Raw genomic sequence first — 24,997 nt, forward strand, 5'->3', positions numbered from 1 at the left:
GGTCCCGACGATATGAAGCAAAAGGTCGTTGACTATATGCGAGGCATGCAGCGAACTCCTGAATTGATCTGTTCTTTCTTTCGGGCACCTGATACAAGATATGCTGCATAACGTCCGCTTACTTATGCACTGATTAGTATCTTTATCGTAGAACTGTTGGCTGTTCAATAAAGGACGCCGCCCAACGATTCGATCCAGCGGGCCAGTCCTCGGGCTCTCGCTTCGCGCCGGCCTGCGGCTGGCCTCTGAGCTCAACCGTTTGGCCAATCGACCACGAGCGAAACAGTATGACGAACACGGAGGTTGTCCTGGCATTCGTAAACGCGATCAACCGCCGTGACGTCGAGATGCTGTGTCGACTCATGACTGACGATCACTTGTTCGTAGATGCCGGCGGGGCGCAATACCGCGGTCGGGAAACGATGCGCTCCGGTTGGCGTGGCTATTTCTCCATGGTTCCCGACTACACGATCGAGGTGCAGGAAGCCGTTGCTGACGGTCCGGTCGTTATTGTCGTCGGTACCGCGCGCGGCACTTACTCCCCGGATGGCAACCTGAACCCTGTTGATCGGTGGAGCACCCCCGGGGCTTGGCGAGCAGTCGTGGCCAGCGGGCACGTCTCCGTCTGGCAGGTGTTCGCAGACAACGAGCCCATCCGCAAGATCATGCGCAGGTATGGCAAGGAAACGGCCTGAAGGGCCGATGCAGCGGCCCGCGCTGCGCGTCGCCGCTGATCGGCCGGGCGTCAGGCACCGGATTTGGAGGACACGTGGCCGGCTATTCTGGCAAGCCATTGGCAGAGAAGCTCGGAATCAAAGCAGGCTCCGAAATCCGCATGATGGGTGCACCCGATGGTTACCTCAAACTTATCGAGCCGCTGCCTGAAGGTGTGAAGATCGCTGCACGCCTATCGAAGAACACCGACCTTGTGCACATCTTCTCCTCGCGGAAGACAGAACTTGCCTGCGCCCTGAGTTCTTGCCGGCCATGCTCAAGCCGACCGCGATGATCTGGGTCTCGTGGCCCAAGAAAAAGGGGTGAATCATACTGGAATCATTGCTCAAAGACCTTCGTTATGGCTTCCGCGGGATGCTGCGCACGCCCGGCTTCAGCCTGGTTGTAGTGCTGACGCTCGCGCTCGGCATCGGTGCCAACACGGCGATTTTCAGCGTCATCAACGGGCTGCTTTTTCATCCTGCGGGCATCTCCCACCCGGAGCGCCTCGTGGCCATCCGCGTGAAGTATGACAAACTCAACCTTAAAAGCATCGTGATTTCGGCGCCCGATTTCGTCGACGTACGCGACAGCAGGCAGGTCTTTTCAACGGCGGCCCTGATGAGTCGGGGCGACTTCAATTACACCGCCGGCGACCTGCCTGAACGGCTACAGGGCGCGCGGGTGTCGTGGGCCTGGTTCGATGTCTTCGAGGTCAGGCCGCTGATCGGAAGAACGTTCCGCCCCGAGGAAGACCAGCCGAACGCGAACCAGGTGGCGGTGCTTGCTTACAGCACCTGGCAGCGCCTGTTCGGCGGCGACCCGGGGATTCTGGACAGGACGATTCAACTCTCCCGGCAGTCCTATAGAGTAGTGGGCGTGATGGGGCCCGACTTCGTCTGGCCCAGTGAGGCCCAGCTCTGGGTTCCCATCGGCCTGCCACACAGGGTGTCTGCTACTATCCGTTGTTACAAGTACCCGTCTCCAGCGTCTACCTTGTGGTCCGGACCAGGAGCGATCCGGCAAACCTGGCAAACGCGATCCTGGAGTCGGTGCGATCGGTCGATTCGGCTCAACCCGTTTATAACCTCAAAACGATGGAGGCGCGGGTGGCAGACTCTCTCGGTCCCCAGCGGTTCGCGGTTACTTTGCTCGGATTCTTCGCTGTCGTGGCCCTGCTGATGGCGGCGCTCGGGCTGTATGGCGTCATCAGTTACACAGTCACGCAGCGCACGCAGGAAATCGGCATTCGCATGGCGCTGGGTGCGGAGCGCGCGCAGGTGCTGGCCCTGATCGCCGGGCAGGGCCTGCGACTGGCCGGAGCGGGAATCGCCATCGGCATGGTTGCGGCCGCAATCCTCGCGAGACTGCTTCAGAGCCAACTCTTCGAGATAAGCTCATTCGATCCCGCCACCTTCGCCTTCATGGCGGTTGTCCTGGCTGCGGTCGCACTCATGGCCGGCTACCTCCCGGCGCGCCGGGCGGCCAGGATCGATCCTATGGAGGCTCTGCGCCACGAATGAAAGAACTCCGCCTGCACTCGTTCCTTTAAACACTCGCATCAATTGAGGAGATATCCCAGTCTCATGAATGCCGCCATTCATGAAATTCATGCCATTCGTGGCCGCTTTTCCCTGCGCCATAATTTTGTTGAGAAAATCGGCGAACGTCCCTATTCTCCACAGGGAAGTTGGCCTGGTTTGATGGCCGGTCATCGGGTTGAGACAATATTTTCCCCGGCCGGTGCGTGATGAAATTGAGATGAAAACAGGTGACCATGGAATTTACCATCATCGACTGTAATGAACACCCAATGAATCCGGGCCAGGGTCGAGGTCTTGGTTTTGTCCAGGCGTTGAGCGGGTGGACGATGGGCAAAAACTACGAGTTCGCCCGCTATGAGGACATCTCTGCCCGGCAGCGCGACCTCATGCGCTGCCGGGGTTTGATCCTGTCCGGATCGATCTTTGACCTGGCCCTTCCCGATGGTGGCTTCGATCGCGGACTCTATCAAAAAATGGCCCCCGTTTTTCGGTTGATCCGCGATTTCCGGGGTCCTGTCCTGGGCATCTGTTTCGGGCATCAGCTGATGGCGCTTGGAGATGAATTTGATCCGGATCGAACCGGATTCGGCTTGCTTCACATTCGGAACATGCAGGTTCCCCAGGACCGGCACAAGGTCGTGCTGGTGCGGATGAACCAGTCCCTACGATTTATGCACCAAAGAGAGCTCTGGGCGCAGTTCAATCACAAACAGGAAGTGCTCCCCAACGACGGCCTGCTGGCATACTATGAGATCATCGCCGGATCGGACCAATGTCCCGTAGAGATCATGCAGCATAAAACCAGAGATTGGTTTGGCGTTCAATTCCATCCTGAAATCGGGAAAGAGACACGGGCGGGAGAGATAGGCCGGCATCAAGCGGCTGTGACGGATGGACAGACCTTCCTGCAGGAATTCGTCCGCTATTGCCTGCGATAGAAAGGAGAAGGGGAGGAAGCCTCTTCCAGTGGAGTCCTGGAAAGTCGGAGTCCTGGCTGCCGGGTCCGGGCTCGACCGCGACCGCCTGGACGGCAATACTCCGGGACGCCGGGGAGAGCTTCTCGACTATGCACAGAAGCACCGGCCGTCAGAATCTTCAGTGCCAATCGGGGAAAAAGGGGACCCGGGGAAAAACAGTTCTGGTCGCATCGGATTGGGCTCCAATCCGCGCCTTCGCTGCGATTATCCAGCGCGATCCCGAATCGGTTTATGGGGACATGCTGCCCGTACTGCGCGCGGCGGATCTTCGAGTTGTGAATTGCGAATGTGCGCTGACTGCATCCCGGAAGCCGGTCTGGAAAAGCGGATCGGTCTTCAAGGGAATGCCGGAGCATGCAAAGGGACTGACGGCGGTTCCCTTCGAGGTAGCCTGCCTGGCCAACAATCATGTCTTCGATTACGGGATCTCGGGATTCCGGGAGAGCCTCGATACCCTGCGACGGCATGGCATCACAACCGTCGGCGCGGGCCTGACGGAGGAAGAGGCGTGCGGACCTCTTACACTCGTATTCGACAAGGCAAAGATCAGCATCATCAACATAAGCGAGGGGGAGGACTTGACCGCCTCCCGCGGGGGACCGGGAGTTTGTGGATGGGATCTGCCCAGGACCATGTCCCTGATCCGGCAACTCAAGAAAAACGGCAGCTGCGTTATCGTGATCGGGCACTGCGGCCTGGAGTATATACCTTATCCTCCGCCTTATGTCGCGGCGGCTTTCCGGGCGATGGCGGCAGCCGGCGCCGATTGCGTGATCGGCCACCACCCGCATGTGCCGCAGGGGATCGAATGGTATCAAGGACGGCCGATTGCCTACAGTCTCGGCAATTTTGTGTTTTACCAGCACACAGATCTGTACTATCGAAGGGTGGGATTCTGCATCACTCTCAGGGTTTCCGGCGGTGCCGTTTCGGCAATTGAGCTTCATCCATATCACATCACCGAAAGAGGCTTGCGCAGACTCAGCGCCTACGAAGATGAGAAGTTCCGTCGAAAAATCTCCCAGATTTCCCGGCCTCTGGAATCTCCTGCGGGAACCGAGAAAGCCTGGCAGGCCTATCTTGCTTATTACGGGATGTCCGGATTCGCTGAAGAAGTCCACGGCATCCTGAAAAAGATGAAATCGGAGCCGCAAAAAGGCGCCGCGATGTTCCGCAACCGGATCACGACGCTGCAGCATCACGAACTGTGGCGTGATCTCCTGACGCGTTTCGTTGCCGGAAAAGCGCGTCCTTATTCCAGGGAAGCTTACCGCGTGGTCGAGGAGTGGTTTTCGAGAGTGTGACCACGGAATCAGGATTTGAGCCCATACCGCTTGCCGCCGGCTTCGATGACCGCCTGGATCAGCCTGCGGTAATCCTCCATCTCCCCTTCCGGTGACCCGTGGTACAGCGTGTATATCTGGGGCGCCCAGCTTTTGTGGGGCTTGAGGCCGGGAATGCCGTTGACTTCAATGATCCTCAGTTTTCCGGCAGCATCGGCCTTGATGTCGATCCGCACATGGTCGAGGCAGTTCATGGCCTCGGCCGCCCGGTCGGCGATGTCCCTGGCTTCTTCGGCGCGCCGGCTTTCGAAGCTGATTCGGGTGAGTCCGACACCACGCAAATCGCTGCGCAGAATCCTGTGTTTCGCGTAATGCTTCTGCTCTACGGTGACCAGGCCCGGCAGGCATTCGCGACTCTTGCCGTTGCCGAGCACCAACACAGTATATTCGTCGCCGGGCAGATAATCCTCCACCAGTGCCGCTTCGTCAAATTCAGCCTCGATATAAGCCACCCGGCGCCTGAGCTCCTCGGCGGAGTAGACCACGCTCTCGTCTGAAATGCCCACGGAACGGGATTCGCAAATCGGTTTTACGAATGCGGGATATGAGATCATCAAGAGATCATCTCCGCTGTGCACGAGGTGGTGGCCTGGAACCGGCACCGCATTGCGGGCCAGGATGGTGTGGGTTTGGAATTTGTCGATCATGTCCTTCATGGCCCGGCTGTTGGAGCCGATATACGGTATGCCCCTGCTGTCCAGGACATCCGCCACCCACACGCCGCTCTCGTTTTTGCCGATGAATTTTTCGTTGGGAGAAATGTGGTACAGGGCGCTCCAGATGATGTCGAAGCCGCCCTGATCGAGAGCTTTGAAGAAGCCGGCCTCGGTTTCCACATAAGCGATGTGTGCCGGATGTCCTGAAGCCTCCGACGCCTCAGCGACACATTGGGTCACGGCCACATCACCCCATCCCTGGGCATCACCGCCGGGGCCGGTCACGAGGAGAACTCTCATAATGTATCTCCGCGAAATCGAAACGTCCCGGGCAGGCCGGGTCAAAACAGGCCGGGATCGCGATTGTATGACAGGAGCGCCTGCGCCGTGGCCTCGGAAACGGGTTCGAGCCGTTTCGCCACCGCGCGCCGTTTTTTTTCATCCAACTCCACCTTTGAAATCACTCTCACTCTGATCATGCTGTGCACCGGTTCCGGGTGAGGCTTCTCAGTCCGGGGGGCTACGTCGTCTGCCATGCGCTGGTTGGGGTCCAGGATCTGAACCCTGCGGCCGAAGTGCCGTTCGAGCGACGATCGCATCAAGTCCTTGACATAGGTGTAATGAGTGCAGCAGAGCCCCGCATAAAGCCGTGTGCCGGATAGATCTGCACTACAGGCCTCCGTAAGGCATTTTTCTATCAGGCCGGCAACATCGGGGCTGTCGGGATCCGTCTCGATGGCCGCAGCGAGCCCATGGCAGGCAACGGCGGAAATCCGCTCACGCCGAATTCCTTTTTGCACCAGTCTGTCCTGATGCACATGCGACTGGATGGTCGTCCGCGTTCCGAGCATCACGATGGAACTCGAAGGATCCGCGCTCAGGGCTTCGCAAAACAGATCGACGCCCGCCTCGATAATGCCCAACACGGGGACGGCGGCGCTCCGGCGGCTGTATTCGGTCCGGCTGTATAGAATGGAAAGCGTGTTGCAGGCGATGAGAATATGATCCGGCTCAAACTCGGCCATGCGAGTCAATGCCCGGTTGAAAACATCAGCGCGGGACTGCATATCCGGCAGGTCATTGTAGCCCTGCTGCTCTGGCCAGGCGTTGAAATAGGTGAGGAGCACATCCCGGCCCGGATTCGATTGCCTCAGATTCCTCTCGATCTCAGAGCAGATGGACAGGCCGCCCAGCCCCGAATCGGTAATGATCAGGTGCAGGGTTTTATCTTTTTGGATTCGTGAATCCGCAACGACCATGGCTCAGTTTCTGCCACCCAATCGGGACGGCTGCGAACGCCGCATCAATCACATCAATCAGACAGCCTCTCCTGCATGGGGCGCACCCATGCGCGTGAAGCGGGTTTTCTAGCGGCTGCGATAAAATACACGGACGGCCACGGCTGGGCAGCATTCGTGCTCTTCGTGATACTAATACGCAATTCGGCTATCGAATGGCAAGGATTTTGCGCCCCAACGCAGTCCCCCCTGTGCCGGGCGCGCCCTGTGACGCGTGAAAATCGGGGGGATGCTGGGGGGATATCAGGAGGCTCGCGTCTTACAGACGCGACCCACGCCGTGGGCGTGGGCGGCCCGACCGCGCCCGGCAAAGTCCATTTTCGGTGCAGAGAACTGAAAAGGCAGATGCACTGGGATCCATCGCGCCAACTGACGACAGGCTCACTCGCTGCTACCTCGCGGCTGACACCCAGGGCACTTGAAATCCCTGCCGGCTCAGTGGATTGTCCGGGTTAGCCCATACCCGAACACGCTCTCCCCGGTTCCTTTCATGGTCAACTCTTGCGGGTACGGGCGGACGACGGTCCAGCCCTCCTCCATCAACTCCGTGAGCGCGTGTTGCCTGTCGGACCATCGGCGAGTCGATGCCGCCGGTTCGGCAGCAAGGTGCGTCAGCAGGTGCCACATTCCCTCATCGAGTTCCAGCCATGCAAATCGGTGCATCGGTGTCTCTGAACAGTTCCTCATGCGCCGGGGCGCACGAAATTGAGTTCACATCTCAACGCAGAGGGTGCGGAGGCCGCAGGGAACACTCAAATCGCTGCAGCCTCGGCGGCCACGCCATTGAGTTTCTGGTTGCGGCTATACCGCGCCGTTTTCTTCGTCGCTGCCTTTTCATCCTCAAAGCAGTTTCTACCGAAGAGGGAAGCAAATTACATGCCAGATCCGGCCATGTCTGCCCATGGATTCAGAAAGGGCGGGAACACATCTGTTGTGTATAAGTTGCAGGCATAGGACCCGGCTAAGCAAGCCGCAGCTTGAGCCAAGACCGGCTGCGGTTGGAATGGGATACTGCTGATTTTCAGCACCGGCGTGCTCAAAGCCGACATTTCAGTGCATGAGCAAACCCAGGCAGTGCATTTCACAGATATCGCAACTTGTGTGCGAAAGCCTCTTCTCCTGCAAACTCATGGGGATCGGCGCGATGTCAATTTGACTGCATCCCGCAATGAGACATTGCGTGAGATCCATCACTGCGAGTAGCGGATCCTTCTGCCACAATCCCGTTAGCGTCACTGTATATTGCGGGGTCGGAAAGTGGATGGCAGTCAAAGAAGTGGATGCGCTCGTATCTGGATCAGTTATCTGTGGTCGGGCGGAGCAGAGGGAGACTTCAGATACCTTGTTCCCCAGTTGAAGGGCGTAAATATTGAAGCGCTCTACGACTCCCTCCAGGTGCGCCCGGACATTCGCCTGCAGCAACGGATCATGCAGAGGCTGCTCAGCATTGATTTCGACGGCTGGGCGTACATATTGACGCACCAGTTCCTTACCCGCAGGACATGCGCCGATGAGCTGATTGAAGCGATCGATCAGGCGCTCCTTCAAATGGGACCCGGCTTTCCGGTGGTCGGCCTGTTGCACGGCATTGCCGCTCAGCAGGTGCCGCCGATGCTCAGGGTGCGGCCGTGCTTGTCTGTGGGGGATCCGGATTGGCGGCGCCAGATATCGGAAGCTCTGAAACAGCGTGCTCCTTCCACAAAGAAGGAAGTGGTGCGGCATGACACGCGCTTTATGTGGAGGATCCATCCCTGCTACGGCGGTGACCCCTCCATGACGGCCATCGAAGTCGGCGCCAGGCTCGATAGCATCCCTTACTGGCGTTTTGCGATTCCAAAGTCCGTGCACACGGCGCGCTGGGGGCTGGGGGCGGCAGGGGGAGGTGACATCTCGCCCATCAAATTCGCGGTTACGAAGGGCTCGGGAAGGTATGGAAGCCTCGATGTCGTCTGGTTCGGCGCCGCAAACGCTGTCTCCACTACTGAGAGTGCCTACGTCGTGTTTTGCGGCCCACTGCCGGATTTCGTCTGCTTTGGGCCGGCAGTGAGTCCCCAGGGGCCTCCGGGTCACCTGGAGGTTCTGCGGCCCGGCCGCAGTTGATCGACAGATCAAGCGGCCAGAGTGACCGGGCGGTTGTGCAAGGAATGGATCGGGCCGTCCTCGCACCGCCCCAACGGATATCTCCGGTTTGCGGATCAGCTGTCTCTCTCTCCGGCCTCTGCGTTGATATTTTTCGGCTGAGGCTGCGTCGCCGACTTTTCAGCGGACCATGGCCAGGGTGTCCTCCAGGTAGTTCAGCAGCAGCTTTTCTGGCTTGAGCGGCAAGGTGAAACTGAACTGGGTTTCTTTTCCTTTGACGCTCAGGAGTCCGAGACGGATGACCTTGCCGGACACCTGGGCATAGAGAGGCAGAACATCGAGCCAGCCGTCGCGCACGCCGCTTTGCATGATCTTGCCCTGGAGTTTCCATTGGCCGCCGCCGGCATCGTCGGCCTGCCATTGGAGCTGGTACTCGGGGACGCCGGTGCCGTACACATACTGGCGGAAGAACCAGTCCATGCGCCGGTTGCCTTCGAGGTCCATCGCCGGAATCATGTGCTTTTCCAGGATAGCCTTGAAATCTTCCGTCGAGGCCGGTTTGTTGTTGTAGGTCTGGCAATAGTCCTTCAGCATTGCGCTGAAACGGTCGTCAGGATTGCTGCTCTGCGAGTTCCAGAGCAGCCGGCGCAGCATGTGGACAATCAGTCCGCCCTTGTTGTAAACGACGTTCGCATAAGCGCGGGGAGCATCGGCAGAAGAGAGGCGCTCGCCCATCCAGACCGGTCCGATCGATTCATAGACACGCCCTTTGTCGTCTTTTCCCAGGAGCTTTTCCTTGTCCTGCTTTATCCGGTTGAGGTACTCCTTGTCGTTCTGACGATACTGTACATAGAGGTTGCCGGAAAACTGGGCGAAGCCTTCCGAGAGCCATGCGTCGTGATAGCTTTTCCAGCCGACCCGGTGCCCCCACCACTGGTGCGAGGCCTCGTGGGCCCGGAAAAAGTCGGTGAGCTCGATCGCCACGTCCGACCCCGTGATTCCCAGGGCGTTGCGCTGGGTGGAATCCAGAAACGACAGGACCGACAGGTAGATCAGCGTCGGCCATCCCTGGCCGTAGGAGGCGGGTATATTGGTGACCGCCAACCGATCGTACGGGTAGGGGCCGAAGTAGCTCTCGAACAAGCGCACTATGTTGCCCAGTTCCGAGCCCATGGGCTTGATCATTGCGGAGGGGGTGAGTGTTCCGACCGCGACCGAATTGCTGGCTGCCGCTGCCCTCTGGATCATGTTCATCATGTCGTCAGGCTCGGGGTTTGCATAGGCTTCGATGGTGACGTTTCCCGTCTTTTCCGTGTAGAGCTTGAATCTGCCGAACGCGAAACCCGCTACCGCGAGAGCCGGATTGCTTTTCCAGTTGGTCACGACCGAGTCGCCTTCGGTGGTTGCGCTGACCCTGCTTCCCGTGGCCACCAGGGTGTAACCCTTCGGGCTATGGAAGGTCATCTCGAAGTCGGCGCGGGTGGCGAAGTCAACCGGGAGCGATGGATACCAGCCGTAGCTCTGGCAGAAATAGCTTCCGTTTCCGGTCTTTTGGATGATGCGTTTTCCGGCGTACGTGAATTCCAGGGTCTGGCTTTCACCGGGCACCGAGGCTGCCGGGAGCACCACGGCCACATAGTCTCCGTAGGACTGGTTTCTGTCTTTGGGGTCGCGCGGCTGGAAGAAAGCCAGCGGGCTGCCTTCCTTGTTTTTCACCGACTGCACGCGCAGAGTGGCATCCAGGTTGAACAGCAGCACGCGTTCGCCTGCGGCCTTTTCCGCCAGAGCCACCTGAGTGACCGCGCTGAGTTCCGCGCCGGCCGTGACTTTAGCATCGATGTGAAATTTCTTGATATCGAAGTCTTCGCGCGCCAGCGGGTCGGCGTAGGCCTCGGCGGCGCCGCGTTCCCCGGCAGGGAAACTCAGCCAGGTGTCAAGCCTGACAACCGGGCCGTAGTCCGCATAGCGTCCGACAGTAATTTCCTCCAGGGATAGCGCGTCGGTGCTGGCGTGAATCCAGCCCTTTTCGCTGGTTTTCAAATCGGCTACAAACAGGGCGGTGCGTTTCCGGTCGCCGGACAGGATGGATTTGAACAGACGGGGAACAACTGAAAAGCCGATATCTTCGCGCTCCTGCTGACGGCGCAGGTAGAGTTCTCCGTATGCTTTGTCCGGAGTCGGACTCCAGTGCACCTGCCGGGCAACCTCCTCGTAAGTTCCGTCCGAGAAGGTGAATGTCGCTTCGGTGAAATCCATGGCGAGACTCTCCTGGCCGGTGAACAGGCGCAACTGTTGCGCTTCCTGCGGGGTGGGCGGCTTTACCTCGATCCGGCCCTTGCCCCGGAATGCGGCGCCGTAGACGATGTCTTGCGCCGGATTACTGAACTGGATCGTGCCGGTTGCCAGGGTGATCCGGATGCGATCGCGCACAAGCGTCACGTTCTCGACTGCAGCCGATTTTTCCGTGTCAAATGGAGCCTGGCCGATTTGCTGCCACAATGCCGCAGCATCCTGCGCCGCGGCTTTCGCCCCCGAAACTGCAAAGCACATCGACACGAATGCGAGATACAGCGGGATTCTGCCTGTATGAGATGTCATGGTCTCTGCCTCGAAATGAATGCTTTGGAGAAAGGTCTCAACCAAAAGGGCAACGTTATGCGACATGCGCGACGCAAAGCCTTGCTGCCAGTCAGGCTTGCACACAACGCCCTGCCGGTACGAGTTGTTTCAGCTGCGAGACTCTTTGGGGGGAAGGGTTCTCGAGCGGCCTGTTTCCGATAAAGCCCGGCTGAGTATAATCCAGCCTGCAGCGTCACTGCAATCTCTTCGGCCGCCGCCCGCATTTCCTGTAGGATTTCGATCACAAACGTCCACAGTTCTCCCTGGAGTTCTGCTGCTCGACGGCCGCCTGGTGTACCGCTTGAAACGCCGCCGGCACGGAGAGCCTCCCACGTCATTTTCGCGCCCCTCGAACTGATCGAGGAGGTGGCTTCATAGCGCTTGGTTTTACCTCGGACTTGAAAACAGAGGAGTTATGTTTTCCGATGCTGCTTTTCCTGGGTGGGACTTCTGGGCGCTGACTTCAGAGTGGGTCTTTCCGTGGAGAGATCCAAGGGTGCCCATCTTGATTTCCTCCTTCGATCATCAGCATGTGAGACTGAGAAGACGGCTTAACCTGCCTAAAGATTTTGTGCTACACTCCCTTCGCCACAGGGTGCTGACCAAACCAAGGGAGAGTGGGGTAGATGCCTTTACGATTACGAAAATTGCGGGACATTCCTCAAGCAGGGTATGTCAGAGGCATGTTCATCCCTCCTCGGTGCCTATGGAAAGTGCATTTGAAAAGCTCGAGGCTCAAAGTTCGGAAGCCCGTGAGGGTGAAAGCAGACAGCTACCCGCAACCGTTTCCGCTACAGCCCAAATCTTCTGGGCTGTAACCTAGTGTGCGCCTGTAGCTCAGCTGGATAGAGCATCGGTTTCCTAAACCGGGGGTCGCAGGTTCAAGTCCTGCCAGGCGTACCACATACGATCCGATCACTTGCAGCCGTTTCAGGCACAAAAAAAGGGGGCCAAAATGGCCCCCAATCAACACCAATCAACAACTCGGCTTCGCTGTCCCAAAGATCGACTGATCCGTCTTCGCGGCCGCCTCCGGATTTGTCTCCTTTGCCGGTTGCCGCAACAATCGGCAGCTTCGCCTGCCGGGCGATCTCGCCGTAGACAGCCTCAGTCGGAGCGTCCTTTGCGTTGTCGGCCAACTATCGCAGCGGCGTCGGCTACGGGCGCGCGTTCCGCCAGGCGCCCGAAGCCGGCACGCGCGGCAACGCCGAGTATCGCGATGTGCTCGCGGCCGGCAAATGGCTGGCCGCCCGGCCCGATGTGGATCCCAACCGCGTCGGCATCTGGGGCCTGTCTTACGGCGGCCTGCTCACGGCCGAGGCGCTCGCGCGCAACTCCGACATCTTCAAGGCAGGCGTCGATCTGGCGGGCGTGCACCTCGAAGGCAGCTCGCTGGATCCGAACGACGTCTCCTACCAGTCGTCCGCCATCTCGGCCATCGATCAGTGGAAGTCGCCCGTGTTGCTGTTGCACGGGGACGATGACCGGAACGTGAATTTCTCGCAGACGGTCGGCCTCGTGCAGCTGCTGCGCGCGCGCAACATCTATCACGGGCTCGTCGTGTTTCCCGACGACGTGCATGAGACGCTGCTGCATGCGCGCTGGCTGTATGCGTTCAATCGGATGGACACGTTCCTGAAGAGATCCCTCGACGCCACCGCAATCGGACAGACGCCGGAGAGGAGGTAAGCACAGCCCGCCGTCCGATCAGCGGCTCTCCCCCTGGAACCGAACCAATCGCTCGCCATCGGAATCGGTGCCGCAATCGCTATCGCACTCGGCTTTGGTGCCTGGGAAAGACCGATTGCGATCGCGATTGCGATCGCGGCACCGATTCCGATGCCGATTTTGTCCGCGATGATCAAAGCAATGCCGGCGTACCGGCGCCAGGCTGCATTGTATGGATCGATCGGCAGGGGCGGCGGCGGCCTCTCGGGCCGGTCTCGAGGCTTCAGGTGACGCAGGATCTTCTCGAGGGCGGCCGCCGCCGATCACGCGGATGATCTTGAGCCGGCGGTTGTCGCAGACCGTGAAATTCTCCTTGACAGCTTAGGAGAGCGTGAGTATATTCTCCTAAACTGCATAGGAGAGACACCATGGCCGAACCGGCGGATTTGCTTCCGGGAACCTTGGACTTGCTAATCCTCAAATCGGTTTCCCTCGCCCCCCAACATGGCTACGGGGTATTGCTGCGCATCGAGCAGATCACCGAGGGGGCGCTCTTGGTGGAACAGGGGGCGCTTTATCCCGCCCTGGCCCGCCTGGAGAGCCAGGGGTTGTTGCGCAGCGAATGGAGTACTTCAGAAAACAACCGTAAGGCCAAGTACTACACCCTGACCGTCGCCGGACGCCGACGCCTGCAACAGGAAACCAAACGCTGGGAGCGGCTGGCCATCGCCATAAACCTGGCGCTGCGCGCCGAACAGGCTTGAGAGAAAGGATGAAACGATGCGAATCCCTTCCCGAGTTCGATCGTTCTTTCATGCCTTACGGAAACGGAACCAATTGGAGAGGGAAACACAAGCCGAGCTGCAGTTTCATCTCGAAGCCTGCGCCGAGGACCTGATGAAGCGGCGCGGCTTGTCGCGCGCCGCTGCGCTGCGGCAGGCGCGCATCGCGTTCGGTTCCGTGGACAAATGCCGGGAAAATGTCCGTGAGGCTCGCGGCCTGCACCTGTGTGATGAACTGGTCCGGAATGGCCGCTACGCTTTCCGCCAGTTCCGCAAGAGTCCAGGTTTCACCGTGACTGTGGTGCTGGTCCTGGCGCTGGGAATCGGCGCCAACACCGCCATCTTTTCAATCTTCTATAACTTCCTGCTGCGCCCCCTGCCGGTTCAAGAGCCCGAGAGGCTGGTCAACCTGTCTTCCACCGGGCCGCTGCCAGGATACCGGTCGGGCGATCCGGCTGGCCAGCCCGATCAGAGATTCAGCTATCCGATGTTCCGGGACCTGCAGCGAGTCCAGACCGTTTTCACCGGCATTGCCGCCCATTGCAGCTTTCCTGCCAACCTCGCGGCGCAGGATGAGACCAGAAGAGGTCTCGGCCTGCTCGTCTCGAGCAACTATTTTTCCCTGCTCGGCGTGCGCCCCGCCCTCGGGCGCCTGTTGGATCCGCAAGATGACAGCACTGTTGGGGAGTCCCATGTCGTCGTCTTGAGCTACGCCTATTGGAAGAACCGCTTTGGCCTGAATCCGAGCGTGCTGAATCAGACTATGGTCCTCAACGGACAGCTCATGACCATTGTCGGCGTGTCCCAGGCCGGATTTCAGGGAACTGTCCTTGAGCTCAACCCTCAGGTATTCGTTCCACTCACCATGTGCCACCTGATGGACGCGAGCTTTGGCAATGAGACTCTCGATAATAGGATGACCCACTGGGCCACTCTTTTTGCGCGATTAAAGCCGGGTATCACCCTGGAGGGGGCGCGCGCGACACTCAATCAGCAGTATGCCGTCATCATCAAAGAGGTCGAAGCGCCAATTGGGAGACGCTTCCTGAGCGGGCAAGCACTTGCCGAGTTCACGGCCAAATCGATCGTGCTGGAGCGCGGCACCCAGGGACAGCATGTCGCATTGCAACAAATAACGCAGATGGTGATGCTGTTCGGCATCACAGCCCTGGTCCTCATCATCGCCTTCACCAACGTGGCCAATCTTCACCTAGCGCGCGGTGCCGCGCGCGCCCATGAAATAGCGGTGCGACTGTCGATCGGCGCCCGCCGCATGCAGGTGGTGAGACAGCTGCTGACCGAATCTTGTCTGCTGGCACTGTTGGCCGGCGGTGCCGGTCTCCTCGTGGCGCGCTGGACATTGCTGCTGATCAGGCTGCTGATCAGTTCGTTATACGCTGCTGCGGCGGCTCAACTTCCGGCCCAGAACTTGCTGCTCAACACGCCAACATTGTTGTTTACCGCCGCGCTGGCGCTCGGTACCAGCCTGCTTTTCGGGCTGTTCCCGGCCCTGCACAGCACCCGGCTCGACCTGGCCTCTTCGTTCAAGGATCCAGGCAGGTCGTCCGGTGCCCGCTCGACCGCTCGCTTCCGAAGAGCGCTGGCAACGGCGCAAGTCGCCCTTTCGCTGACGCTGCTGGTGGTCGCGGGGTTATTCGTCAAGAGCCTCTATAACGTCAGCCATACCGACACCGGATTGCAGCTCGATCGAGTGGTCGGTTTTACGCTTTCGCCGGCTGTGAACGGGTACACCCCTCCGCGTGCGCTGCAGTTGTTCGAACGCGTGGAAGAGGAGTTGGCGGTGCTCCCCGGCACGAGCAGCGCCACCGGTTCGTGGGTCCGGTTGTTGAGCGGTATGGAGGTTGTCCAAGGCTACCTTCGGTCGGTGGACAACCAGGTAATAGACCCTGGGCTTATGCTGAATACCAGTATCAACAAAATCGGTCCGGCCTATTTCAGAACCCTGGGGATTCCTCTGCTGGCCGGCCGCGAATTCACTCGTTCGGATACGTCCGGCAGCCCGAAGGTCGTAATCGCCAATCAGGCGTTCGCGAGAGAATTCCATTTGGGACGCGAGATCATAGGCAAAAGAATCAGGGCAGCCTGGGGACCACAGGGGCGGGAAGAGGACATGGAAGTCGTCGGCCTGGCGCAGAATGCCAAGCATGTGGATCCGAGGAAGGAGAACGTGCCGCAGCTGTTCTTGCCCTATCGGCAATCGGACCAGAATACGCCGCTCCAAATGAGCTTCTATGTCCGGACATCTCTGCCGCCGGACCAGTTGTTTGCCGGCATTCAGAAACTCGTGGCCCGGCTCGATCCCAGTCTGCCGGTGGAGAACCTCTACACGTTGCGGCAACTGATAAGCCAACGCCTGACCATCGAGCGCGTCATCAGCCTGTTGACCACCCTCTTCGCGGGCCTCGCCACGCTTCTCGCGGCCATCGGGCTTTATGGCGTGCTGGCCTACACCGTGACCCAACGAACCCGCGAGTTCGGCCTGCGCATGGCCCTGGGAGCCTCGCGGGCACAGGTACGCGCCATGGTTTTTCAGCAAGTCGGCGGGATGATCCTCATCGGCGGCGCCGTCGGATTGACACTCGCCATCGGCATCGGACGTCTGGCGGAATCGATACTCTACCAGCTTAAGGGATACGACCCGCTGGTGCTGATCGGCTCAACTTTTATCCTGGTATTAGTAGCCACGACCGCCGGCTTCCTGCCGGCCTACCGCGCTTCGCGCGTCGATCCCGCCCAGGCCTTGCGGTGCGAATAAGGAATGACGTGCGGGTGTGCAGCGAGAGATAATCGGTGGGAATGATAGGGAGAAGCTATGAAAAAGGCCAAGCGCATTCTGGTAGGATTGAAAACACTGGATCACGCCGTTGAATTGACCGATCTTGCCTGCCGTCTCGGGGCTCACGGTGCAAACCTGCTCCTCGTGCATGTCATTGAATTGCCCGACCCGACGCCACTCGACGCCGAAGTTCCTGAGCTGGAGGCACTGGCGAAAAAAGTAATTGGCACAGCCGAACGCGTTGCGAATCGCAGTGACGCGAAAGTCAGCAAATTCATCATCAGGGCTCACGACGCCGGCCGGGCTCTGCTCGACGAGATGAAGGATAAGAACGTGGAACTGGCGGTGATCGGCCATCACCACCGAAAGATGGTTGCCGAGATTCTGCTGGGGACTACAGCTCAGCACCTTGCCAGGCACGCGCCCTGCCATCTTCTGGTCGATGTTCCGCCGCGTGCCTAGGGTCACATGGTACGATGTGTTTGACATGGCCACGATCGCGGCCCAGGCGAGTCAGGACAGGACAATGTTTCGTGACGTTTCAGACGCGCCGGAGTGAGGATTGCCCGGTTTCTTGCTGTCGGTCTTGATTGCCGGAGTCAGCTATTGATGAGCTCACCGAAATGAAGCGGATCATTTTTCACATCGAGCCACGGCAATATCCATTCTAGTAGTGAGGAGGAGCAGCATGAAGCCCAAGATTGCAGTGATCGGAAATGGCAACGTAGGAAGTGCGCTGCAGCGCGGGCTGGAGCGCGCCGGGTACGATGTAAAGTCAGTCGGGAAGGATCCATCGCGCATGCGCGAGACGGCCCGCTGGGGTGAGGTCGTCATCCTGGCAGTACCCTACTCGGCGATCGATGAGGTGATCCGCAACATGGGCGAGACCGTCCGCGACAAGACCCTAATCGACGCGACGAACGCCCTCACCCCGAACTTCCAGCTCGCCCTCGGCTTCACGACCAGCGGAGCGGAGGAGCTGCAGAAGAAGGCGCCGTTCGCGAAGGTAGTCAAGGCATTCAACACCTCCTTTGCCGAGCACATGGCGACCGGCCAGGTGAAGGGTGCGGCGCTCACACTCTTTGTTGCGGGTGACGACAAGAGTGCCACGGAGCAGGTCTTGAGCTTGGGCCGGGATATCGGCTTCGACGCCGTGGATGCCGGGCCGCTCAAAAACGCCCGCTGGCTCGAGACGCTGGGATACCTCAACATCCAACTCGGCTACACTCTCAAGATGGGCACGCAGATCGGATTCAAGCTCATCCATTGAAAGGAGGACTATGTCCCTTCGTCCCATTCAACGAATTGTGAGATCCAAACCAACAATCGAAGGCGCAGGCGTGCACCTGCGCCGCGCCTTCGGCTTCGGAAATACGTTGGATTTCGATCCATTTCTTCTTCTGGATGATTTCCGCAATGATGTTCCCGCGGATTACCTGGCCGGCTTTCCCTGGCATCCCCACCGAGGTATCGACACAGTTACTTATGTCCTCGCTGGGACCGTTGAGCACGGTGACAGCTTGGGCAATCGCGGCGTCATCGGCACCGGCGACGTCCAGTGGATGACAGCGGGAAGCGGGATCATCCACCAGGAAATGCCGAAAGGCAATGAGGCGGGGCAGATGCATGGATTCCAGCTATGGGTCAACCTTCCGGCCTCTCTCAAAATGACGCCGCCTCGGTATCAGGGTGTGAACGCTGTGGACGTCCCGGAGATCAGCGATGACGACGCCACTCGTGTCCGAGTCATATCTGGAAGCTTTTGGGGAAAGACGGGACCCGTTGACGGCGTCGCGTCCGACCCCACCTACCTGGATGTGTCAGTGGCTCCGGGCAAGAGGAAGGTGCTGCCTGTCGAGACGACACATCACGCCTTTGCGTACGTCTTCGGCGGTGAGGGAAAGTTTTGCAACGCTTCCGGTCCTCTGGCCGTACCGACCGAACCTGTTGGATGGTGGGATACCAAGCCTCCAGTCCGAGCGGAAAATCGATCGTTGATTCTCTTTGACCGGGGTGACGAGGTCCAGGTGCAGGCAGGGGACGACGGCATCCGGTTTCTTCTTATTTCAGGCCAGCCGCTTCACGAGCCTGTGGCGTGGTACGGCCCGATCGTGATGAACACTCAGGAGCAGCTCCGGCGGGCTTTCGAAGAACTCGAGCAGGGAACATTTCTGCGGCCGACGACAGCCTCGGGGTGATGACACTGTAGCGGTTCAGGAGGTGTAAATTGACATCCAGAGCAGATCCTGAGCCGCAGCCTCGGATTCCCTGCAACCTGCTGGCGGTCAGCTTGGGGTCCTTCTTCACGGATATTTCGTCGGAGATGATCTTCCATCTGCTCCCGCTCTTTCTGACCAATGTGCTCGGCGCGAAGACGGCGGTGGTCGGGCTGATCGAGGGCGTGGCGGAAACCACAGCCAGCCTGACCCGGCTGTTTTCGGGCTGGCTGTCCGACAAGCTCGGCAAACGCAAAGGACTGACCGTCTTTGGATATTCGCTCTCCGCGGTTGCCAAACCGCTGTTCCTGCTGGCCAATACCTGGCCGCTGGTGCTGATGCTGCGCTTTGCCGACCGGGTCGGAAAGGGGATTCGCAGCGCCCCGCGTGATGCGCTGGTGGCGGATTCCATCCTCGCCGAAAACCGCGGTTTCGGATTCGGGCTGCACCGCGCGGCAGATACTGCGGGGGCGGCCGTGGGGCTTGCGATTGCTGCAGCGGTCACATATGCGGCCGGCCCGACGGTGATCAACCTGCAGGCGGATACCTTCCGTCTGGTGATCTGGCTGAGCATCTTGCCCGCCGTGCTCGGCGTGATCAGCCTGATCCTCCTCGCGCGCGACGTCCCTGCCGCACTCAAACCGAAACCCGCCGCGCAAGAGATCTCCCCAGCGCAACCAGGCATGAGGCGGCGGTTCAGTCCCCGCCTCGTGGGTTTCTTCATTGTGGTGGCTCTCTTTACGCTCGGCAACTCCTCCGATTCGTTTCTCGTCCTTCGCGCGCAGGACCGTGGGCTGAGTGTATTCCAGGTGATGCTCGCCATCTTCGTCTTCAACCTGGTGTACACCATCGCCTCGATGCCCGCAGGCTTGCGTTCGGATAGGGTCGGGCGCGGGAGGGTGCTGGTCGGCGGCTGGTTGATCTACGGGCTGGTGTATCTCGGATTCGCCCTGGCCTGCGCCTCCTGGCAGATCTGGATTCTCTATGCGCTCTACGGTCTGTACTACGCGATGGTGGAAGGAACCGCCCGCGCGTATGTGGCCGATCTCTCTGCAGCGGAAAATCGTGGCACGGCTTACGGCATCTACAATACGGCGGTCGGCATCATGGCGCTTCCAGCTTCCCTGATTGCCGGCATCCTGTGGCAGGGGGCTTTCGGCTGGCCGGGATGGGGCGCACCCGCGCCGTTCGTATTCGGTTCAGGGATGGCGATCGTCGCAGTCCTGCTCACAGTCTTCTGGTTGCCGAGATTGCCCAAAGAGTGAATCAGCGAACGATGGAGCCAAGTCGATTTTTCCCAAGTTATGGCGTTAACCGATGAGGACGAAGTAGGCTTCGAGATGATTGTCGCGAGCTTCCAGGAGTTCCTCGAGTCCGAGATCGGGCGGAGCATGCACGAAAATTGGATCCAGGCGCAGAGAGCCCAGCAGGAGTACAACGGCCGCCTCACGACCAACGTTCGATTCCTAATGGAATACATACTGTCCTTGTGCCGCTCCCCCTGGCGCACCGACCTGGAGGACGTCCCCATCAAGCTGTGGGTCAAATACATGCCCGACTCGATAGCGCGCGTCGTGCGCAAACTGTACATCCCCGAGGAATATTTCTTTGACACAATGAACACGGTCGCCTCGGCGCCGCCCGAACACAGCAGTGTCCCGATCAGAAATAACAGCGGCAGCTCGATGACGCTTCGAAAATGATATAGGTTATTATGGGATCTCAGGTTAGTTGGAGCGGGAAACGGGATTCGAACCCGCGACTTCAACCTTGGCAAGGTTGCACTCTACCACTGAGTTATTCCCGCCCCGAGCTTGAGGCTCACAGATATTAGCAAAGGGGGGAGACAGGGGTCAACGGTTTTGAGGTTGGCCGCACGGGTTTGGCAGCCACAAAACACACGAGAGACACGAAATCCGTGTACGCGTCCTCCGTCCTGCTTACCTGCAGATCCTTGCCATTCAGGCAAGAAAAGCAAAACATCAACGCAGAGGTCGCCGAGGTCGCGGAGAAACGTGACGCAGAAGCGAAAACCCTCTGCGGTCTCTGCGCCCCCTGCGTTGAGGCTTTAGATTGCGTATATTCCGCACTGTGTATTTCCTGGTCTGGCTTCTCAAAAGGCGTTGCGGTAGAGCGCCACTTCCTGATCTCGGGTCCCCGGTGCGACGATTGCGACCACGTCGAACCGATATGTGTATTGGCCAAGGTCGTAGTGCGCGATAAACTCCTCACCCGCCAGCCGCAGGCTCTGCTGTTTCTCCCAATCCACGAACTCCCAGGGGTCGCCGAACTCCCGCGAGGCGCGCGTCTTGACCTCGACAAATGCGAGCATGGTTCCCTCGAATGCGATCAGGTCGATTTCCCCCCGGCGAGCCCGATAGCGGCGGGCAAGGATGTCGAATCCCAGCCGCATCAGGTAACGGCATGCGATTCGTTCCCCTTTCCGCCCCATGAGGAGATGCGGTGCCGGCATGCCCATATTGTTTCGGAGGGAGAGCGGTTCTTTCAGAGGATCCGACTGCCTCGGCTGAAAGCCACCATCCGCTGATTCCCTGGATTTGCACGGCTTGATAACCCGAAGCAGCCACTCATGGGCATGGAAACGTGGATCTGCTCACGGGCTGAAGCCCGTCAAGTGCACCAGTCATGTTTGAAGCAGTCGCTCATGCGCTGGGCGCACCCTGCGACGTATGAAAAAATCGGGCGATGTTGGGAGACGCGAGGAGGGTCGCGTCTGGCAGCCGCGGCCCACGTGGGCGCACCATGCGGCGCATGAAAAGAACGCATGTATGGAGTCTTTGAGTCTTACGGTCTCGGAGTCAGCCGCACGCCTGATCGCCAAGGCTCCAACAAATCTCTGAAATTCGCGGCCGGTCCTGCTGCGGATGGACTCAGCGGAGGCGCTTCCAGCGCACGCCGTCTTTGGTATCTTCGAGATGGATTCCCTGGGACAGGAGCCAGTCGCGGATCCGGTCCGCCTCGGCAAAGTCCCGGCGCCGGCGCGCGCCCTGGCGCTCTTCGATCCTCTTCATGATCTCGGCGTCGAGCAACTCCGGCTGCGGCCGCAGCACTCCCAGCACCCGATCCACCTCGCGGAGAAGCTCGACCGTGGTGCGCGCGTCCCCGCCCGACAGCACACCCTGCTCGTCGCGTTGATAGCCGGAGCGCACGAAGTCGAAGATGACGGCAAGCGCGGCGGAGGTGTTGAGATCGTCGTCCAGGGCGTCGATGAATTTCTGGCGCGTGGCTTCGACACTGGCGACGGAATCAGGGTCTGGGTCGCCCGGACCCGACTTCTCGCGCATGCGCTGCAGGAAGTCCTCCAGGCGCCGCACCGAAGCCTCCGCCTGATGCAGCCCGTCGTTCGTGAAATTGAGCTGGCGGCGGTAATTGACCGACAGCAGCAGGTAGCGGATCGCCTCCGGTGCGTGTCCGGCAGCCAGAAGATCGCGCAAGGTGAAATAATTCCCCTTCGATTTGGCCATCTTCTCGCCTTCAACCAGAAGGAACTCGGAATGCGCCCAGCAACGGACGAAGGTCTGTCCGGTCGCGGCTTCACTTTGAGCGATCTCATTCTCGTGGTGGGGAAAGATCAGGTCCACGCCGCCGCAATGCAGGTCGAGCGTGGGGCCGAGATATCTCATGCTCATCGCCGAGCATTCGATATGCCAGCCCGGACGTCCCGGCCCCAACTCGGTGTCCCAGTAATCCTCCCCCTCTTTGCGGGCCTTCCAGAGAACGAAATCTCTGACGTCATCCTTCTTCTCGTATTCATCGCTGTCGACGCGGCCTGCCGCCTGCATGCCGGAAAAATCCTTTCTGCTCAGCTTGCCGTAGGGGGGAAAACTTGCAATGCTGAAATAGACCGAGCCGTCTTTCCGGTAGGTGTGGCCTTGTTCCTCGAGGCGCCGGATCAGCTGGACCATGTCGGGGATGTGATCGGTGGCGCGCGGCAGCAGTGCCGGCAGCTCGATATGCAGCACCCTGGCATCCTCCAGGAACGCTTCCGTGTATTTGGCAGTGTAGTCCTTGAGGCTCATCCCCTGCTCGTGCGCGTTGCGGATGGTCTTGTCGTCGACGTCGGTGATGTTCATGACGTGTACGACCCTGTATTTGCGGTAGCGCAGATACCGTGTCAGCAGGTCCTGGAAGACAAAGGTGCGGAAATTTCCGATGTGCGCGTAGTCATAGACGGTGGGGCCGCAGGTATAGATACGCACCGCACCTTCCTCTAAGGGGTGGAACTCCTCTTTTTTCCCGGTCCATGTGTTGTGAAGCGTCAGCATGTGCGTCTCGGCGGCATCAGGAAACGCAGGTTACTATTGGCAGCGGGTGGAGTCAAGAATCGCCCGCTTCGAGTCATTGGCGTATCCAGGTAATCAGCAGAAGACGCAGCTTGCCTTGTTTGCCGAGCGGCGTGACGGACAATTGGGGCATGCGCTCCAAATCCGGGACCCTGGGCGCCTCCGTCACGACGAGGAAGCGGGCCTGCCGGCGGGCGAAGTCCGTCAGGGATTGCGGATCAGTGATGTTTGCGCCGAGCCGATAATCCGTGTAGTAGTAAAGCGTGTGTTGGAAAAAGCAGTAGGTGACGATCGGTTCGCCGCCCGCGTCCGCAGCGAGCGCCTGGCCGGCAATTGCGCGAGTCGAATGGTAGGCAGCCAGGGAGGGAAATCCGAACTGGGTCACAGCCAGCACCAGCACCAATCCCTGCACCACCGTGGCCTGCACCGCGGCATGATATTTGCCGCGCCGGGCAAACCAGAATGCGACCAGCGCCGGAAACAGCACTGCCGCTGCCAGGACCAGTCCGGCGCGCCCCGCATTTCCATAGTTTCTCTGCATTATGATCGGGAATGCCGCAGCCATGCCCAGCGAGAGAATCAGATGGAACCATCGTGCCGCCCGCAACTTCTTTCCCGCACCTTGCTCCTCGACCAACTCCGCCATGCTGCGCCCGAGCAACAGGGCGATGGGCGGCAACGACGGCAGGATATAGCCGGGAAGCTTCGAAATCGAGAGAGAGAAAAACAGAAGAGGAAACAGCGCCCAGCAGACTAGAAAGAGCGTGCTTCGGTCCCAGTTGCGCCAGGCGAGGAGCTTGCTGCCCAGGGAACGCGGCAGCAGCGCCGGCAGCCAGCCGCTCCAGGGGAAAAAGAGGCCCAGCAAGACGGGCAGAAAATAGTAAAACGGCTGCTCGTGATGGTGGACATCGGTCACGTAGCGAGCGAGGTTGTGGTTGATGAAGAAAATCGAGATGAAGGAAAATCCGTTTTCCCTGAATGCCAGCCAATGCCATGGCAGTGCCACGGCAGTTGCGATTGCGGCACCCGACAGGATGTGCAGCTTCCCGAAGCTGCCGCCCTGCTCATCCAGCGTCCAGAACAGAATCAGAATCCCGGCGGCCAGCACGAATGCGACCGGGCCCTTGGCAAGCGCGGCCATGCCCAGCAGGACATAGGCGCACCATGTTTTCCACAATGCCGGCCCGTCCCTGAGCACGGCAGCCGCCAGCAGCGCAAATGCAACCGTGAAGCAGGCCGTGATGGGCATGTCGGTGCTGGCGCTCCGGCCATACGCGCAGAAGCCGATCGCGGTGAGCAGAATCAAACCACTCAAGAGCCCTGCCATCCGCGACCAGAGCTTTGAACCGAGCCAGAGAATCGATGCGGCTGCCAGAAGCGCGCAGAAGGCGGGACCCAGGCGTGCGGCCGTTTCGTTCACACCCAAAATTCGGTACCAGGGGATTGTGATCCAGTAGTACAGAGGCGGTTTCTCGAGCCATGGATAACCCTGGAGCAGGGGGGTGACCCATCGCCCCGCCCGGCTCATCTCCTCGGCAATGCGGGCGTAGCGGCACTCGTCCGCACCGATGAAGGGCAGCGCTCCCAGGCGGAAAAACAGCGTACCCAGCGCCGTCAGAACCAGCAGCAGGTAGGGTCCCGCAGTACTGCGAACCATCTTAGTGAACACGGCGACTAATCATACACTACCGCGCCGAAATGCAAAGGGCCCTGGGTGCTTGCCAGAGCCCTTTCCAATCGAACCGTAAAGGATACAAAGTACCGGGATGGGTCTTTGCGGCGTTTATCGTCCCGGCGGTTTGCGTCCTCAGTACATGCCACCCATGCCGCCGCCACCCGGGGGCATCGCAGGCGCCTTTTCCTCTTCCTTGATCTCTGAGACCAGGGCTTCGGTCGTCAACAACAGGGCCGCAATCGACGCTGCGTTCTGCAGCGCCGTGCGCGTCACCTTCGTCGGATCGATCACCCCGGCGCTCACCAGGTCCTCGTACTTCTCGGTC

Annotated in this window: 24 protein-coding genes and 2 tRNA genes; 17 read left to right on the forward strand and 9 right to left on the reverse strand. The window is 59.6% G+C overall.

Going from position 1 to position 24,997, the window contains the following annotated elements; all coding sequences use genetic code 11:
• Positions 1-287 precede the first annotated feature (287 nt).
• From LAP85_26205 to LAP85_26230, 6 genes are all read left to right on the forward strand, one after another.
• Positions 288-695, forward strand: a complete 408-nt coding sequence (locus tag LAP85_26205; protein MBZ5499907.1) for a nuclear transport factor 2 family protein — start codon at positions 288-290, stop codon at positions 693-695.
• Between the two features lie 361 nt (positions 696-1,056).
• The gene (locus tag LAP85_26210) at positions 1,057-1,896 is read left to right on the forward strand and encodes an ABC transporter permease (protein ID MBZ5499908.1); all 840 of its coding nucleotides are present in this window, start codon (positions 1,057-1,059) and stop codon (positions 1,894-1,896) included.
• Positions 1,884-2,237: an FtsX-like permease family protein gene (locus LAP85_26215; GenBank protein ID MBZ5499909.1), complete on the forward strand. Its 354-nt coding sequence runs from the start codon at positions 1,884-1,886 to the stop codon at positions 2,235-2,237. The genes LAP85_26210 and LAP85_26215 overlap by 13 nt, the downstream gene beginning before the upstream one ends.
• Positions 2,238-2,300: 63 nt before the next feature.
• On the forward strand, positions 2,301-2,465 hold the full coding sequence (locus LAP85_26220) for a hypothetical protein (GenBank protein ID MBZ5499910.1): 165 nt from the start codon (positions 2,301-2,303) through the stop codon (positions 2,463-2,465).
• 26 nt (positions 2,466-2,491) lie between these two features.
• Entirely contained in the window at positions 2,492-3,196 is a 705-nt protein-coding gene (locus tag LAP85_26225) for a gamma-glutamyl-gamma-aminobutyrate hydrolase family protein (protein ID MBZ5499911.1), read from the forward strand.
• Positions 3,197-3,324: 128 nt separating this feature from the next.
• On the forward strand, positions 3,325-4,539 hold the full coding sequence (locus tag LAP85_26230) for a CapA family protein (protein MBZ5499912.1): 1,215 nt from the start codon (positions 3,325-3,327) through the stop codon (positions 4,537-4,539).
• Between the two features lie 8 nt (positions 4,540-4,547).
• Here LAP85_26230 and LAP85_26235 read toward each other — a convergent pair whose 3' ends face one another.
• From LAP85_26235 to LAP85_26245, 3 genes are all read right to left on the reverse strand, one after another.
• On the reverse strand, positions 4,548-5,534 hold the full coding sequence (locus LAP85_26235; protein MBZ5499913.1) for an ATP-grasp domain-containing protein: 987 nt from the start codon (positions 5,532-5,534) through the stop codon (positions 4,548-4,550).
• Between the two features lie 41 nt (positions 5,535-5,575).
• The gene (locus tag LAP85_26240) at positions 5,576-6,493 is read right to left on the reverse strand and encodes an aspartate/glutamate racemase family protein (GenBank protein ID MBZ5499914.1); all 918 of its coding nucleotides are present in this window, start codon (positions 6,491-6,493) and stop codon (positions 5,576-5,578) included.
• A gap of 474 nt (positions 6,494-6,967) precedes the next feature.
• Positions 6,968-7,195: a hypothetical protein gene (locus tag LAP85_26245; protein MBZ5499915.1), complete on the reverse strand. Its 228-nt coding sequence runs from the start codon at positions 7,193-7,195 to the stop codon at positions 6,968-6,970.
• 690 nt (positions 7,196-7,885) lie between these two features.
• On the opposite strand from LAP85_26245, the gene LAP85_26250 reads away from it, so the two are divergent.
• A complete protein-coding gene (locus tag LAP85_26250) occupies positions 7,886-8,632 on the forward strand; it encodes a hypothetical protein (protein MBZ5499916.1) in 747 nt (248 codons plus the stop codon).
• A 159-nt stretch (positions 8,633-8,791) separates the two neighbouring features.
• Here the strand turns inward: LAP85_26250 and LAP85_26255 are convergent, their stop codons facing one another.
• The gene (locus tag LAP85_26255; GenBank protein ID MBZ5499917.1) at positions 8,792-11,209 is read right to left on the reverse strand and encodes a hypothetical protein; all 2,418 of its coding nucleotides are present in this window, start codon (positions 11,207-11,209) and stop codon (positions 8,792-8,794) included.
• A 517-nt stretch (positions 11,210-11,726) separates the two neighbouring features.
• Between LAP85_26255 and LAP85_26260 the strand changes: the two genes are divergently transcribed.
• The 10 genes from LAP85_26260 (at position 11,727) to LAP85_26305 (ending at position 20,396) form a co-directional block, all read left to right on the forward strand.
• Positions 11,727-12,053, forward strand: a complete 327-nt coding sequence (locus LAP85_26260; protein ID MBZ5499918.1) for a hypothetical protein — start codon at positions 11,727-11,729, stop codon at positions 12,051-12,053.
• 3 nt (positions 12,054-12,056) lie between these two features.
• A tRNA-Arg gene (locus LAP85_26265) sits at positions 12,057-12,133 on the forward strand.
• A 225-nt stretch (positions 12,134-12,358) separates the two neighbouring features.
• Entirely contained in the window at positions 12,359-12,919 is a 561-nt protein-coding gene (locus LAP85_26270; GenBank protein ID MBZ5499919.1) for a S9 family peptidase, read from the forward strand.
• Between the two features lie 407 nt (positions 12,920-13,326).
• On the forward strand, positions 13,327-13,662 hold the full coding sequence (locus tag LAP85_26275; GenBank protein MBZ5499920.1) for a PadR family transcriptional regulator: 336 nt from the start codon (positions 13,327-13,329) through the stop codon (positions 13,660-13,662).
• Positions 13,663-13,678: 16 nt separating this feature from the next.
• Positions 13,679-16,456 carry an ABC transporter permease gene (locus tag LAP85_26280; GenBank protein MBZ5499921.1) on the forward strand — a complete coding sequence of 926 codons (2,778 nt, stop codon included), beginning with the start codon at positions 13,679-13,681 and terminating at the stop codon, positions 16,454-16,456.
• A 57-nt stretch (positions 16,457-16,513) separates the two neighbouring features.
• Complete coding sequence (locus LAP85_26285; GenBank protein ID MBZ5499922.1) at positions 16,514-16,939, forward strand: universal stress protein; 426 nt, start codon at positions 16,514-16,516, stop codon at positions 16,937-16,939.
• Between the two features lie 226 nt (positions 16,940-17,165).
• Positions 17,166-17,747 (forward strand): NADPH-dependent F420 reductase, encoded by a 582-nt coding sequence (locus LAP85_26290; protein ID MBZ5499923.1) that lies wholly within the window; start codon positions 17,166-17,168, stop codon positions 17,745-17,747.
• A gap of 10 nt (positions 17,748-17,757) precedes the next feature.
• On the forward strand, positions 17,758-18,675 hold the full coding sequence (locus tag LAP85_26295) for a pirin family protein (GenBank protein MBZ5499924.1): 918 nt from the start codon (positions 17,758-17,760) through the stop codon (positions 18,673-18,675).
• 125 nt (positions 18,676-18,800) lie between these two features.
• Entirely contained in the window at positions 18,801-19,958 is a 1,158-nt protein-coding gene (locus tag LAP85_26300; protein ID MBZ5499925.1) for an MFS transporter, read from the forward strand.
• A gap of 39 nt (positions 19,959-19,997) precedes the next feature.
• Entirely contained in the window at positions 19,998-20,396 is a 399-nt protein-coding gene (locus LAP85_26305; GenBank protein MBZ5499926.1) for a hypothetical protein, read from the forward strand.
• 29 nt (positions 20,397-20,425) lie between these two features.
• Here the strand turns inward: LAP85_26305 and LAP85_26310 are convergent.
• The 5 genes from LAP85_26310 to groEL all read right to left on the reverse strand — a co-directional run.
• Positions 20,426-20,500, reverse strand: a tRNA-Gly gene (locus tag LAP85_26310).
• Between the two features lie 306 nt (positions 20,501-20,806).
• A complete protein-coding gene (locus tag LAP85_26315; protein MBZ5499927.1) occupies positions 20,807-21,172 on the reverse strand; it encodes a YraN family protein in 366 nt (121 codons plus the stop codon).
• Between the two features lie 412 nt (positions 21,173-21,584).
• Positions 21,585-22,979, reverse strand: coding sequence for a cysteine--tRNA ligase (gene cysS, locus LAP85_26320; GenBank protein MBZ5499928.1), 1,395 nt, complete (start codon positions 22,977-22,979; stop codon positions 21,585-21,587).
• A gap of 73 nt (positions 22,980-23,052) precedes the next feature.
• Entirely contained in the window at positions 23,053-24,666 is a 1,614-nt protein-coding gene (locus tag LAP85_26325; protein MBZ5499929.1) for a glycosyltransferase family 39 protein, read from the reverse strand.
• Positions 24,667-24,804: 138 nt separating this feature from the next.
• On the reverse strand, positions 24,805-24,997 hold a 193-nt coding region (gene groEL, locus LAP85_26330), incomplete at its 5' end, for a chaperonin GroEL (protein ID MBZ5499930.1).

This window comes from Terriglobia bacterium (genome assembly GCA_020072565.1).
Classification (GTDB): domain Bacteria; phylum Acidobacteriota; class UBA6911; order UBA6911; family UBA6911; genus JAFNAG01.

What these genes read in the sequence shown, in the direction of transcription:
- LAP85_26205 (MBZ5499907.1), top strand. Translation starts at nt 288, where the DNA reads ATGACGAACACGGAGGTTGTCCTGGCATTCGTAAACGCGATCAACCGC.
- LAP85_26220 (MBZ5499910.1), top strand. Translation starts at nt 2,301, where the DNA reads ATGAATGCCGCCATTCATGAAATTCATGCCATTCGTGGCCGCTTTTCC.
- LAP85_26225 (MBZ5499911.1), top strand. Translation starts at nt 2,492, where the DNA reads ATGGAATTTACCATCATCGACTGTAATGAACACCCAATGAATCCGGGC.
- LAP85_26230 (MBZ5499912.1), top strand. Translation starts at nt 3,325, where the DNA reads ATGCACAGAAGCACCGGCCGTCAGAATCTTCAGTGCCAATCGGGGAAA.
- LAP85_26235 (MBZ5499913.1), bottom strand. Translation starts at nt 5,534, where the DNA reads ATGAGAGTTCTCCTCGTGACCGGCCCCGGCGGTGATGCCCAGGGATGG.
- LAP85_26240 (MBZ5499914.1), bottom strand. Translation starts at nt 6,493, where the DNA reads ATGGTCGTTGCGGATTCACGAATCCAAAAAGATAAAACCCTGCACCTG.
- LAP85_26245 (MBZ5499915.1), bottom strand. Translation starts at nt 7,195, where the DNA reads ATGCACCGATTTGCATGGCTGGAACTCGATGAGGGAATGTGGCACCTG.
- LAP85_26255 (MBZ5499917.1), bottom strand. Translation starts at nt 11,209, where the DNA reads ATGACATCTCATACAGGCAGAATCCCGCTGTATCTCGCATTCGTGTCG.
- LAP85_26275 (MBZ5499920.1), top strand. Translation starts at nt 13,327, where the DNA reads ATGGCCGAACCGGCGGATTTGCTTCCGGGAACCTTGGACTTGCTAATC.
- LAP85_26280 (MBZ5499921.1), top strand. Translation starts at nt 13,679, where the DNA reads ATGCGAATCCCTTCCCGAGTTCGATCGTTCTTTCATGCCTTACGGAAA.
- LAP85_26285 (MBZ5499922.1), top strand. Translation starts at nt 16,514, where the DNA reads ATGAAAAAGGCCAAGCGCATTCTGGTAGGATTGAAAACACTGGATCAC.
- LAP85_26290 (MBZ5499923.1), top strand. Translation starts at nt 17,166, where the DNA reads ATGAAGCCCAAGATTGCAGTGATCGGAAATGGCAACGTAGGAAGTGCG.
- LAP85_26295 (MBZ5499924.1), top strand. Translation starts at nt 17,758, where the DNA reads ATGTCCCTTCGTCCCATTCAACGAATTGTGAGATCCAAACCAACAATC.
- LAP85_26300 (MBZ5499925.1), top strand. Translation starts at nt 18,801, where the DNA reads ATGATCTTCCATCTGCTCCCGCTCTTTCTGACCAATGTGCTCGGCGCG.
- LAP85_26305 (MBZ5499926.1), top strand. Translation starts at nt 19,998, where the DNA reads ATGGCGTTAACCGATGAGGACGAAGTAGGCTTCGAGATGATTGTCGCG.
- LAP85_26315 (MBZ5499927.1), bottom strand. Translation starts at nt 21,172, where the DNA reads ATGGGCATGCCGGCACCGCATCTCCTCATGGGGCGGAAAGGGGAACGA.
- cysS (MBZ5499928.1), bottom strand. Translation starts at nt 22,979, where the DNA reads ATGCTGACGCTTCACAACACATGGACCGGGAAAAAAGAGGAGTTCCAC.